General features: G+C 31.4%; 14 protein-coding genes. All 14 read left to right on the top strand.

Annotation, left to right across the window (positions count from 1 at the left end; translation table 11 throughout):
• Nucleotides 1–83 precede the first annotated feature (83 nt).
• Complete coding sequence (locus APB85_RS07885) at nt 84–752, top strand: ZIP family metal transporter (protein WP_057481089.1); 669 nt, start codon at nt 84–86, stop codon at nt 750–752.
• A gap of 1 nt (nt 753) precedes the next feature.
• The gene (locus APB85_RS07880) at nt 754–1,182 is read left to right on the top strand and encodes a DUF4268 domain-containing protein (protein ID WP_057481088.1); all 429 of its coding nucleotides are present in this window, start codon (nt 754–756) and stop codon (nt 1,180–1,182) included.
• A 67-nt stretch (nt 1,183–1,249) separates the two neighbouring features.
• Complete coding sequence (locus tag APB85_RS07875) at nt 1,250–1,765, top strand: hypothetical protein (RefSeq protein ID WP_057481087.1); 516 nt, start codon at nt 1,250–1,252, stop codon at nt 1,763–1,765.
• Between the two features lie 191 nt (nt 1,766–1,956).
• The gene (gene xerA / locus APB85_RS07870) at nt 1,957–3,135 is read left to right on the top strand and encodes a site-specific tyrosine recombinase/integron integrase (protein ID WP_057481086.1); all 1,179 of its coding nucleotides are present in this window, start codon (nt 1,957–1,959) and stop codon (nt 3,133–3,135) included.
• 40 nt (nt 3,136–3,175) lie between these two features.
• Complete coding sequence (locus APB85_RS07865) at nt 3,176–3,727, top strand: hypothetical protein (protein ID WP_057481161.1); 552 nt, start codon at nt 3,176–3,178, stop codon at nt 3,725–3,727.
• A 160-nt stretch (nt 3,728–3,887) separates the two neighbouring features.
• Nucleotides 3,888–5,900: a histidinol-phosphatase gene (locus tag APB85_RS07860; RefSeq protein ID WP_057481085.1), complete on the top strand. Its 2,013-nt coding sequence runs from the start codon at nt 3,888–3,890 to the stop codon at nt 5,898–5,900.
• Complete coding sequence (locus tag APB85_RS07855; RefSeq protein WP_057481084.1) at nt 5,881–6,177, top strand: hypothetical protein; 297 nt, start codon at nt 5,881–5,883, stop codon at nt 6,175–6,177. The genes APB85_RS07860 and APB85_RS07855 overlap by 20 nt, the downstream gene beginning before the upstream one ends.
• Before the next feature lie 165 nt (nt 6,178–6,342).
• Nucleotides 6,343–7,128, top strand: coding sequence for a hypothetical protein (locus APB85_RS07850; protein ID WP_057481083.1), 786 nt, complete (start codon nt 6,343–6,345; stop codon nt 7,126–7,128).
• Between the two features lie 172 nt (nt 7,129–7,300).
• Entirely contained in the window at nt 7,301–7,681 is a 381-nt protein-coding gene (locus APB85_RS07845) for a hypothetical protein (RefSeq protein ID WP_057481082.1), read from the top strand.
• 2 nt (nt 7,682–7,683) lie between these two features.
• Nucleotides 7,684–8,589: an abortive infection family protein gene (locus APB85_RS07840; RefSeq protein WP_057481081.1), complete on the top strand. Its 906-nt coding sequence runs from the start codon at nt 7,684–7,686 to the stop codon at nt 8,587–8,589.
• A 160-nt stretch (nt 8,590–8,749) separates the two neighbouring features.
• On the top strand, nt 8,750–9,457 hold the full coding sequence (locus APB85_RS07835; RefSeq protein ID WP_057481080.1) for a hypothetical protein: 708 nt from the start codon (nt 8,750–8,752) through the stop codon (nt 9,455–9,457).
• Nucleotides 9,458–9,667: 210 nt separating this feature from the next.
• Nucleotides 9,668–10,120, top strand: coding sequence for a hypothetical protein (locus APB85_RS07830; RefSeq protein WP_057481079.1), 453 nt, complete (start codon nt 9,668–9,670; stop codon nt 10,118–10,120).
• A gap of 159 nt (nt 10,121–10,279) precedes the next feature.
• Complete coding sequence (locus tag APB85_RS07825) at nt 10,280–10,930, top strand: AbiU2 domain-containing protein (protein WP_057481078.1); 651 nt, start codon at nt 10,280–10,282, stop codon at nt 10,928–10,930.
• A 162-nt stretch (nt 10,931–11,092) separates the two neighbouring features.
• Nucleotides 11,093–12,268 carry a HEPN domain-containing protein gene (locus APB85_RS07820; protein WP_057481077.1) on the top strand — a complete coding sequence of 392 codons (1,176 nt, stop codon included), beginning with the start codon at nt 11,093–11,095 and terminating at the stop codon, nt 12,266–12,268.
• Nucleotides 12,269–12,394: the final 126 nt, after the last annotated feature.

Here is a 12,394-nt window from a genome sequence, read left to right as displayed (position 1 = left end):
TAAAGGTATTGCCGGCTTTGGATACTGAAATATTCTAAAAGCTTTTACGACTCAGGTTTTCTAATAATATTTTGCAGTAATTAATGATCTATATTTTACCCCTTCTTTCTGTGCTTGCCGGCTATCTTATCGCTACTTTTTTAAAACCCTCCTCCTCTACTGGGTTTAAATTGCTGCTTAGTTTTAGCGGGGCTTATCTTTTAGCGGTTACAATTTTTGAATTATTGCCCGAGGTTTATTTAAACGGCACTAACGAGGTGGGCATTTTTATTATGCTTGGATTACTGCTTCAAATTATCCTTGAATTTGTCTCAAAAGGCGTGGAACACGGCCACCTGCACCAGCAGGAAGGAATGAATAAATTTCCTATACTATTACTACTAAGTTTAAGTCTACACGCTTTCCTGGAAGGTTTTCCTATGGATGAAGGCGATCATATTTTACACGGAGTTGTAATACATAAAATTCCGGTAGCGACCATACTTTCAGTTTTTCTAATTCATTCTAATTTGAGTAAAATTAAAGTCGGCGTATTCCTGGCGGTTTTTGCTTTAATGACTCCTTTAGGAAGCTTCTTTAAATCTCAATTTAGTGTACTCCAGGAACTTTCTATTTACATTAATGCCTTAGTGATTGGTATTTTTCTACACGTTTCTACCACTATTCTATTCGAAGCCTCCAAGAACCATAAATTCAATATTTCTAAACTGGCGATAATTGTGGGCGGAATTTTATTGGCTTATTATATTTAATATGGTTAGTAAAGCTGAAAGCAAAAAATTAAGGCAACAGTTCTGGACCAGCTTCGGTATCGTTTTCCGCAGAAAATGGGTTTTGTATGATACCGGCATAAAAGAACTTCAGCTTAAATTCAATTTTAACCGAAAATTTGCCCAGGTTTCTATAGATGTGATAGATGAAGACCCGCTGATTAGAGCCTATTATTTTGAAAAACTGCTTTCCCTAAAAAACATCCTGGTTTCTGAATATTTACCTGAAACCGTTTTCGAGGAAGAATATGAACTTCCCGAAGGAAAAATAGTTTCCCGGGTTTACGTTCAGTTAGATGGTGTAAATATTCATAACCGGCAACACTGGCCAGAGGTGATGAAATTTTTAAGCGATAATATGTTGAAAATGGAAGGTTTTTTTGAAGAATACCGGGATTTTATTTCTACTTAACAGAATAATTTCAATAAATTCAACGCAACCTTTTGTGATTTTCTTCATCTTAATAAAAACTAACACCATGAAAAAAGGGATATTTTTAATTTTCGGGATATTAATCTTAAATGCATGTAGTAAAGATGATGACAACCCCGATGGGTCATCTGTTATTATTGAAGATTTTATTTATTTTGAAAACGCTTCCATAAGGGAGGAAGAGAATTCCAGAGAAATCAAAATTATTGAAGGCGACAGCCTTGTTTTTTATTATCAGTATTACGACGAAAATGACCCGGCAATAGCTGATGATGAGGATGTTTACAATTTGGCTTTTCAAGTATCACCAGACGCAGAAAACTTTAAATTGGAAACCGGGAATTTTGAGGATGCAAAAGCTTTATATGCCTTATCATGTTTTTGTGATCCCAATGGCTATTTTTCAGTTTCCGATGGAATTATTGAGGGTAAAAAAGTAAGCAATGATCAATGGGAAATTGATGTAGATGTGAGTATTACGGTACCACAAGGAGAAGAAGATACCCGAGAAATTTTACTGGATTTTGATGGAGTTTTCGAATTAAATCCTTTAAATAATTAAGGGGAAATAGTTTGAACAATTCTTAGTGAAATATGCTAAAACATGAGGCTTTTTTAAAGATTACGAGCTTTTATCACTGTGCAGATTTTGCTGAAAATATAAAGATCTTTTTAGGTAAGTTTTCTTCTTACACCACATTTTCAGGGTTTTCACCCAACTAATTTAGTCGCTTATTTGTTTAAAATAGGCTTATGAGAACTATTAGACTTTTTGCGTTTAAGCACCGTGACGAATTACAAATTGGAATCACTTATAAATTTGATTTTGAGTTAAATGAATTCATTAAAAATATGGAAGGGATGCGCTGGTCCCGCACCTATTCGTGTTTCTATTTGCCATATTCGTTCAACAACAAAAAGCGCATTTATACTGTTCTAAAAAAGATAGGCTGCATTATAGATTATTCGGCTTTAAAAGATCTTAAAACAGAGACGGTAGAAACTCCGGAGGGAGAGCATTCGAATTTGAATCCGCAGCAATTGGAGATCCTGGAAGAATTTCAGAATTATTTAAATGGGCAACGCTTTAGTAAAAGCACCTTAAAAACTTATACAACTTTTGTACAGCGATTTATAGCGTTTCAAAAAGATAAACTGGAGAGTATCACCAACCGTAGCATTGAGCTTTTTATTGAAAAAGAAATTGCCGGGAAGAATTACGCCATTAGTACACACCGGCAATGTGTAAGCGCTTTAAAACATTTTGCAGCATTACACCGGTTCCCTGAATTAGAAGCCGAACAAATTTCCAGCCCTAAAAAGAGTAAATTCTTACCCGTTGTTTTGTCTAAGGAAGAGGTAATAGATCTTTTAAGAGCCACTCAAAATCTAAAGCACCGCGCGATTTTTGCATTACTATATTCTTCGGGATTAAGAGTTGGAGAGGCCGTAAACCTGAAACAAAAAGATATAGACATAGACCGCAGGCAAATTGCGATACGTGGTGCGAAAGGCCGAAAAGACCGAATTGTAATTATGGCAGAAAGTTTTATTCCTTTGCTTTTAAATTATTTGGAAACTTACCGGCCAAAAACATATTTTGTAGAAAGTCCGCAAGGTGGTTCTTATCAAACTTCAAGTATAAGAGCTGCGCTAAACCATGCCTGTAAACTGGCCAATATTAAAAAGAGAGTAACACCGCATACATTGAGACATTCTTATGCTACGCATATGTTAGAAAACGGCATAGATTTAAGGCATATCCAGAGTTTGCTGGGGCATTCGAAACCGGAAACTACGATGATCTACACTCATGTAACTCAAAAGGAATTGATGAAGATTACGAGTCCGTTAGATGTTAGTTTAAAAGCGTTATCAAATTCTGATAAAAAGGATGGAAACATGCGTTTATCCCGAAATATTTCTGATTAAAAAGGTATATTGTGCCGGATATAACACGTTGCCCATAATTATGAAAAAAATCCGTCTGACATTAATAATTGCAGTTTTAATTTCAAGTTTTGGCTTCTCTCAATCAAAATCTGAAATTGAAAATCTATTGGACGGAATTTCAAAAATTGAGAACTCTAAAGAAATAATAAAAACAGAACAAGCCGAAAAACTGATTGAATATGGTTGGCGGATTTTACCGACTCTTGCAGAATTTTTTACAGACCAAACCTTGACTAAAATTAAATCGGAATGTAACAATCGGATTTTGAATAAAGGAGAAATTGCAATAATAATGGCTGACCGAATTGAGGGAATGCCTTATGCAAGAGTAACTGGAATTCAAAACTGTACATTGACTTTTTGCGAAAAAAACGCAAATCTGATAGAATATTATTTACCATTTATCGAGCGAGATGGAATTGAGAAATTTCAGAAAAAATATATGGAGTGGCTTGAAAGTGACGACAGAATTGATTGGACACCACTATTGACTGACAAAACAAAAAAAGAACGAAGAAAAATAATGCGTGAACGGAAAAAAACAATTCGTGAAATGCAGAATAAAAAATAACTATGGGCAACAATGTATAACCGCAATTACGGCGGATTCGACTGCGTCCGAATCCACTCGGAATTGCTAACGCCAGTTCTTAACCGAAAATCATTAACTTTAATCCCGTAACTGACGGTTATACAAAACCGTTGGCGGTAATTTGTAAACATAATTCGTATTGAAAAAAATAGATTTTCACATCCACACAGTAAAGTCAATTAGTGACAGACCATTTGAATTTAGTCTAGAATCATTAAAAGAATATGTAGAAAAGCTATCATTGGATTGCATTGCAATAACCAATCATAACCTATTTGATAGAGAACAATTCGAAGAAATCAATCGTGAATTAGAAATTAAAGTTTTTCCTGGAATTGAAATTGATCTTGAAGGGGGACATATTTTATTGATATCAGAAAATGAAAACCTAAGAGATTTTGAAGATAAATGCAATAGAGTAAAAGGTTTAATTCCGTCGAAGGACGATTCAATTGACTACGATCAACTAATAGAAATTTTTCCTGCATTAAATAACTATTTATTAATTCCGCATTACGACAAGAAGCCGAACATAAAACCATTGACTTTAGATAAGTTAGGAGAAAACATTTTTTCGGGAGAAGTTACTAGTCTTAGAAAATTTAAAACTTGTATAAAGGAAGAAGATAAATTAACACCAGTTATTTTCAGTGACTGTCGAATGGTTGAAGGCATAGAGAACTTCCCAACTAGACAAACATACCTCGATGTAGAAGAATCTTCTTTAAATGCTATAAAAGGTTGTTTATACGATAAGACAAAAGTATTTCTATCAGAAAATGATGGAAACGATTTTTTTCAAGCAACAGATGACGGTATAATGTTATCTACTGCTCTAAACGTTATAATCGGTGGAAGATCATCAGGAAAAACCTATACACTGGATAAAATTTGTGAAAATTTCGAAAATGTAAAATATATTCGACAGTTTAGCTTACTTCAAAACGATAAAGAAAACTTCAAAAAATTAGTTACAACCAGACATAGTTTGATAACTGAAAATTACTTGAAAGACTTCAAAGATGTTGTGATGGAAGTAAATGAAATAGACTTAAAATCAAATGAAATTGAATTAGAAAAATATCTCAAAACTCTAAAGAAATTCGCTTTAGAAAATGACAACTTAGATACCTTTTCAAAATGCAGTCTATATAACGAAACCCAATTCGAAACTGATAATTTAGAAAACATAAAGAAACTAATATCATCTACAAAAACACTATTAGAAAATACAGAATACAAATCAATAATAGATAAGCACGTAACTGAAGATGGTCTAAAGAACTTAATTGTTGAGTTGATAATAAAGCATAATGAACTATATACAAATAATCTTAAGAAAAGCTGGGTAAATGGAGTTATAGATCAAATAAAGGATGGGTTAAGATTCCGCTCTACAACAACAGCAATCGAGCCAGTTGATTTTCAAAAAATCCAAAGAGAAAAGTTAAAAGTTAGGAAATTTGAAACGCTAGTTGATAATCTGAAAATTGAAAAAATAATTGATAGTAAAGACATAAGAGGTTTTAAAGTTCTTGCAAAAACTAAAAAGTATACAGGTGCAAGTCAATTAAAGGCAAAAAGCAGAAGACAATTGGCGTTCAGTGAAGCATACAACAATTATGATAAACCATATAAATATCTAATATCATTACAGAACGTAGGAATAGAAGAAACTGAATTCTATAAATATTTTGTTGATATCGATTATAGAACTTTAAATAAGCACGGTTTTGAAGTTTCTGGGGGTGAAAGATCCGAATTCAATTTACTCCACGAAATAAATGATGCTATAAAGCACGATCTATTGCTAATTGACGAACCAGAATCTTCATTTGATAATATTTTTCTAAAAGGAGAAGTAAATGAGCTTATTAAAGAAATTTCCAAAGAAATACCAGTTATAGTTGTTACACACAGTAGCACTATAGGTGGATCAATCAATCCAAATCACATAGTTTATACACAAAAATTAGTTGATTCCGGAAAAGTTGAATACCAAGTATTCTTTGGACACCCAACCAGTAAAGTGCTAAAAAGCGTTGATGGTGTTGAAATCAAGAATTTTGACATCTTATTAAATTGCTTGGAGGCAGGAGAAGAAGCATATATTCAAAGAAAAACCAGAAGTTATGATATACTTAAAGATTGAAGATAATAGAGGATTTTTTTTAAAAGATAAAAATTCTCCAGAGGATTGGACAGAATTAGATAAAATTGAGAAAGATGATCTTATGAAATTGCTAGATTATGCAACAGAAGAAGAATTTGATATGGATGAATATAATGAGGAAACTTTAGGGAATAAAGCCCACCAAATTATTTATAAAAATCTTTACGAAAAGTTCCATAATTTTCTCAGCAATAAGAATAGATTTAAAGATGAAACTGATAATATTTTCAAAGAAGAACTAGAGAAATATCAGTAACAAACTACCGCCAACATCGGTTAATCGCAAATAACGGGTATTTCCGAAAAAGTGTAATTTTAGAAACCAGGAAAGAAAATAGTTAATCCGACAAGTCCGCGTCCCTACTCCCGCAACTTGCGATAACCGTAACCGTTGGCGAGCATTTAATAACAAAATAATTTGATGAAAATATTTCAAATTTTACTGATTTTTATTCTTTTCATTAGTTGTGATGAATCTGATATTAATAAAGGTGATACTACTGAATTTCCGGTTCTCACAAATATCAAAACTGTAAAAAAGATCAAATCTGATTCTTTAATATCAAGATCGAGCAGCGGCATTCTATATATTGGAAAATTAAAGGAAACAATAGATTTGAATTACGAATTGGTAGATTTTCCTTTCAATCCACCTCCTCCACCTCCTCCACCTCAGAATGGAAAAGTTCAAGAAATAGATACAGTAGAATTAGATAAAATTTTCAACACTTACAATAAAAAATTCCGCAGTAATCCTATTTATCCATTTTATTATGGTTGGGAAGAATCTAGAAAATTCAAATCTTGGAATGAAACTAAGATTAATCTAGAAGTAGATACTAGTACAATTATTAAACAACTAGTAATTGACAAATACTTGAATGAAGAATATTATTCAGCTTATCCAGTATTTATAAAAAATCAAGAGAATGATACAATTAATATAGGTTATGATAGATTTATACCAATTTTAGTTGAAGCTAAAGACTCAACAAATAAATGGAAACCTATAGAAAAAATGTATTCTTTCATGTGTGGCAATGGAATTAATTCTCTTGTTTTACCTCCAGAAAATATTATCATTAGTTCCAAAGTTATTTATCAAGGTAATTATGAAACAGAATTGCGAATTAAATTAGGAGATAATTACTCGAATAAATTTACAGGATCAATTAATTATAGTCAATTTCAAGATTCTCGATATTAAACGACTCGCCAACAACGTATATCGCAAATGGCGGGTTTATTAGAAAAGTACTAATTTAGTTTTCAAAACAAACAAAATCGTTAAGCCGACAAATACGCATCCATAAATCCGCGCCACTTGTCGATATACGAGACCGTTGTAGCCAATTTTTAAAGAAAATATTTAGAACCAAATGGATTATTTTACACTGACCAAATTCTTATCAGAAAGATTAGGAATTAACCAAGAAATTTTTCAATTAGAATTTCTTTATCCTACTGATAAGGACTTCAAACAAATTCAATCAGAAGAAGTCAAAAATCATTATTTAAGCAAATACGAATATTGGGCAAATACTAAAGAAAATTGGAAGAGCATAAAATTATTTTTTCCTGACGGAATAAAGCGTGAAGTAATTCAAATCCTAAATGAGTATTTAAAAGAAAACGGTAAAGAATTAATTGACTTAGAAAAAATTCCAGAAGAATTTAATCGTGATCAAGATGGTTTCAACCTAATTGTTGGGCAAAATCGAGATTATCTAATCATAGAAATTGCCCTTAAAGAAGATTAATTTTGGCCAAAAAAATCTCAGAAATAACAAGAAGAAATATTTTTGATTTCATTCAAGTAGAAAATTTCTGGTGGTCAGGAAGGCTGGAAGAAATTGATTTCTTGTCTAGAATTTACAATTTAGAAGAAATGGAATCTTACGATAGTAGATTCGAGAATGCCGCTGGAGATATTTGGCAACATCGTATACATAACAATGATTGGGAAGATAATTGGATTTTCTACGATGACAGATTCAATCTAATGAAATGTGATGATTCAAGGTTCTTAAATTTCTTGTGTGAAATGATACATCCAATTGTAAGAGCTGATAAATCAGAGGTAAGCAAACTGTTACAAATATTTAATGATAATCTCCAGGAGGATAATTTTGAATTAGTTGAAAAGACCAAAATTTCTGGTAGACCAATTTTCGTCGGTAGGATGAAAATCACAGGAAAAGAATCCTTGGCAAGGAAAACAGAAAATATTCGAAAAATTTTAAACGCTGAGTATGTAACCCAACAAATCAATTTGATGGAAACATCGATTGAAAATTCTCCACATATAGCAATTGGGCTAGCCAAAGAATTAATTGAGACTTGTTGTAAATCAATTTTTGAAGAGAGAAAAATAAAATATGAGAAGAGTTGGGATCTTCCAAAATTAATGAAAGAGACAACTAAGCTTCTAAAATTAACCCCTGAAGATATTTCAGATGAAGTAAAAGCGGCGAAATCAATAAAACAAATATTAGGTAGTTTATCCTCAGTTGTACAAGGAATAGGAGAAATAAGAAATGAATATGGCAGTGGTCACGGAAAGGATGGTAGATTTAAAGGTTTACAACCAAGGCACGCTAAATTGGCTGTAGGTGCTGCTTCAACACTTGCCATTTATTTATTAGAGACCCACGAGCTAAGACAATAAAAACTGGCTACAACATCGGTTCATCGCAAATAACGGGTATTGCGAAAAAGTGTAATTTTAGAAACCAGGAAAGAAAAAAGTTAATCCGACAAGTCCGCGTCCCTACTCCCGCAACTTGCGATAACCGTAACCGTTGTACACTATTTTATAAGAAAATCCAATGCTAGAAAAATATACTTCTTTAATAGATGATAGAAATAGAAGTATTTGGGAAGAAGTTGATAAAAATTTAAATATTGAATTTGATAGTAGCTTTGAACCAAATTACGGAATAAATACAACAGAAGATTCAATTACTATTTATATAGATGAGAAGAACATTAATTCTGCTCCATTTACACATGAATTACTTCACGCATATTTAAGAAGTAAAGATCTTAATGTAGCTAAGGATTTAAATTTAATAATAGATAACTACGACAATGAAGATTTGAATATCATTTTCAATAAGGAACTTGTTGATCACATTGGAAATTGCTTGGAGCATATTATTATACTTCCATTATTTATAAACTTAGGATTTAAAAATCACGAATTTTTGACTGACCATAACCAAAAGAAAAGTAGTAATCAAAAAATTGAATTAATAGAAAATAATTTTAAAATTAATGGAATCTATACTTATGAGGGAATAGAACATTATGTAGCAAATTATATTGCTATAAAATCATGTAATAACAAGTTACACAATTATGAAAAATTTCATAGACGATTAATCAAAATAGATAAATCACTATATCGTATATTAAGTGAGTTTTGGAATGACTGGGAGACATATGACATAAGTGATCCAGATGACAATTATGAAGAAATACTTGATCTTTTTATTAATGATATGCAAGATTGGGTAAAAACAAAATCATTTTAATAAAACAGTGTACAACAACGCATATTCGCAATTGTGGCCATTATGCTAAAAGAAAGTTTATAGAAATCAAGAAAAAAATAATAAATCGGACAAATCCGTATCTTCACTACCACAACTGACGAATATACGAGACCGTTGTAGCGCATTCACTATGTTCCAACTAAATAGAAAGTTTAAAGTTAAATCCTAAACAATTAAGAAGAACTAAAATTGAAAAACCTAATAGATTTTATAACACTTAATGAGGAAATAATTTTTCCAGATTCTAAAGAAAATCTGATTAAAAAGATTCAGAATAATGAGAAAAAGTTTCGAATTAAATGGTCAAACTTATCATCATTCAAATTTTATTCGAGATTTTCAATTGGAACTCTATATATGCAGGGCTTTCCAAAAATAATGGAGGGAATAAGAGGATTTGGAAAAATTGAGAAAATTGATAACAATTCAACAAGATTAATATTAAGTACTAAAATCAGATTTGAATTATACTTCGTACTTATTTTATTTTCAATTGTAATTTTTGCTCAAATAATAAATGACACGAAAATTCCATTTTGGAGCATAATAATTTTTCCGGTAATATTATTATGGTTTTGGCTCGTTCTGCGAATTCAAGAAAAACTCCTATTCAAAAAATTTAAGAAGAATATTAAATGCTAAACGCGCAACAACAACGATTCATCGCAAATAGACGGCACCGTTAGAAAGAAAATAATTAAATTAACCAACAAACCAGGTCTAAGCCGACGACGCCGCGTTCCCTACTCCGCCAACTTGCGATAATCGAGACCGTTGTATGCAAGCCTCACAAAAAGATAGATGAAAGAAAATTCGGAAATTTTAAAACATAAACTGTCTGAAATAAGAGAAATTCTTTTAGAATTAGAATGTTTAAAGCAGGATATCCGTTCTATTCATAATCCAGAAGAAGAATATTTTGAAAGAATGATAAAGAAGTCGAGTTTTTTCTATCGACTATATTTAAACTACACTAAATTGTTCGTAATTGACTGCCATAAATTGATTGATAAAAAAGAACATTTTAATATTTTAAACCTTATAAATTTTAGTCAATCAAACCTTAACAAAATTGACTGGCACAAAACTCCCACTCATTCATCATTAGAAATATTAAAAACTAAATTTCTCAAAACCAGTAAACACTTTAACGATATAAGTCTTTTAAGAAATAAAGTTTTTGCTCACACTGACAGAAAAAAATCAGAAATAAAATATAACATTACTCTCAAAGATTTTTGGGAAGTATTGACATCATTACAAGAAATTTTCAGAGAAATAAATCTTCATTATGATAATACAAATTGGCAATTTCAAATACTCTACGAAAAACCTACTTCAATCAAAAATTCATTTAAATATTTAAAAATTAGAGACTTATACTATGAGAGTTTTAAATCTGACTTTGACATATTTACAAAAGAAGAAGTAAAGAAAATAATCAGGACTTAAAGGCCAGCATACAACATCGGTTATAGCAAATAGCGGGTTTTGCCGAAAAAGTGTAATTTAGAAAACCAATAAACAAAAGGTTAAGCCGACAATTTCGCGTCCCTATTCCCGCTACTTGTCCATAACCGTAACCGTTGGGTGTAATCTAATACAGAATTTTTAATGCAAAAGAGATACGACGTTTCAAAACCAACTAATCTTGAAACAAACGAATTTTTAAGATGTTTATGGTATCGGCTACGATCAAATTTTGACAAATTAGCTTGGAACTTCAATCCGGTCAAAATTGGAGAAGCACAAACAATTTTTTTAGGATTTATTGATTTAGGTGCTATTTCTCATAAGTCCACCCCCACTTCAATTTCATGTACTTATTCTAAAAAGGGTTGTATAGCAGAGCTGATTTGGGAAAATAACGCATTGAAAAATCAAACAGAATTCGAAAAAAAATTTGATAAATCTGTTGATGAAGCTTTAAGTTTTAATGAATATAAGAAGGATATAGTTCTAAAATATTCGCTTGATGAAAAAATTTCGTTTAAAAAATTTGAAGGTGAAAATTTTACTATTGAAAAGAATGAATTGAGGTTTAAAATTAAAGCTTACGATAAAACTGACTATGCCACTTTTGGTATGAGTAATTGTGATATTATTATATCCTATTTATCAATGGACACTCTCGAATTTATAACCTTTAAAAATTCCGGAATAGCTCAATTGAGAGAAAGTAACGAAGAAGAGTTTACTTTAGTAAATATTGATTCTGGAGAAGAAACATCAAGTATAAACTCTAACGATAAGATAAGAGAGCTAGAAGTATCAAAAGAATTTGGTGTTTTAATAGATGAGTTCCTAAATAAAAATATAGATTATGACAACCCCAATTCAAATCTAGACAAAAGTATTAAAGCCTTTCGTCAAGGGTTATTTTTTGAAGAAATTTCTTATACAGATTTTGACTTAGACTTCAGTGCTTTAGAATATGCGAGTATAAAGTATATGACTGCATTGGAAATTATATCTATAGAGGATATTGAGCCTGAAAGATGTAATAATTGTGGTCAACAAAAATTTTCAATAGCTAAAAGAGTTAAAAAATTAGTGTCGGATGCAACAGGTAATCAAGAAGCCGTTAAACTAATAAACAAATACTATTCAATAAGGTCCAGATTTGTTCATAATGGAGATTTATTATCTAGTAGAAATTATAATGGATCCTCCTTACCTCTTCTAAGTGTCAATGGTTCAGATGGGGTTATTCAACAAACACCATTAATAAACCAATTTTTAAAAGTCTTGGTGAAGGATTGTATTCTATGGAAAAATAGAAATTCTTAAGATTTGGTTATTAGACTACACCCAACAACGATTCATCGCAAATAGCCGGCACCGTTAAAAAGAAAATAATTAAATTCACCCACAAACTAGGTCTAAGCCGACAACGCCGCGGTCCCTACTCCGCCA

The sequence above is a fragment of the Salegentibacter mishustinae genome, from assembly GCF_002900095.1.
Lineage (GTDB): Bacteria > Bacteroidota > Bacteroidia > Flavobacteriales > Flavobacteriaceae > Salegentibacter > Salegentibacter mishustinae.
This window is presented reverse-complemented; position numbering and strand designations above follow the sequence as displayed.

Excerpts from the sequence above, each read along its gene's own strand:
- APB85_RS07835 (WP_057481080.1), top strand. The coding sequence starts at position 8,750 with ATGCTAGAAAAATATACTTCTTTAATAGATGATAGAAATAGAAGTATT.
- APB85_RS07820 (WP_057481077.1), top strand. The coding sequence starts at position 11,093 with ATGCAAAAGAGATACGACGTTTCAAAACCAACTAATCTTGAAACAAAC.
- APB85_RS07855 (WP_057481084.1), top strand. The coding sequence starts at position 5,881 with ATGATATACTTAAAGATTGAAGATAATAGAGGATTTTTTTTAAAAGAT.
- APB85_RS07825 (WP_057481078.1), top strand. The coding sequence starts at position 10,280 with ATGAAAGAAAATTCGGAAATTTTAAAACATAAACTGTCTGAAATAAGA.
- xerA (WP_057481086.1), top strand. The coding sequence starts at position 1,957 with ATGAGAACTATTAGACTTTTTGCGTTTAAGCACCGTGACGAATTACAA.
- APB85_RS07875 (WP_057481087.1), top strand. The coding sequence starts at position 1,250 with ATGAAAAAAGGGATATTTTTAATTTTCGGGATATTAATCTTAAATGCA.
- APB85_RS07845 (WP_057481082.1), top strand. The coding sequence starts at position 7,301 with ATGGATTATTTTACACTGACCAAATTCTTATCAGAAAGATTAGGAATT.
- APB85_RS07850 (WP_057481083.1), top strand. The coding sequence starts at position 6,343 with ATGAAAATATTTCAAATTTTACTGATTTTTATTCTTTTCATTAGTTGT.
- APB85_RS07880 (WP_057481088.1), top strand. The coding sequence starts at position 754 with ATGGTTAGTAAAGCTGAAAGCAAAAAATTAAGGCAACAGTTCTGGACC.
- APB85_RS07885 (WP_057481089.1), top strand. The coding sequence starts at position 84 with ATGATCTATATTTTACCCCTTCTTTCTGTGCTTGCCGGCTATCTTATC.
- APB85_RS07865 (WP_057481161.1), top strand. The coding sequence starts at position 3,176 with ATGAAAAAAATCCGTCTGACATTAATAATTGCAGTTTTAATTTCAAGT.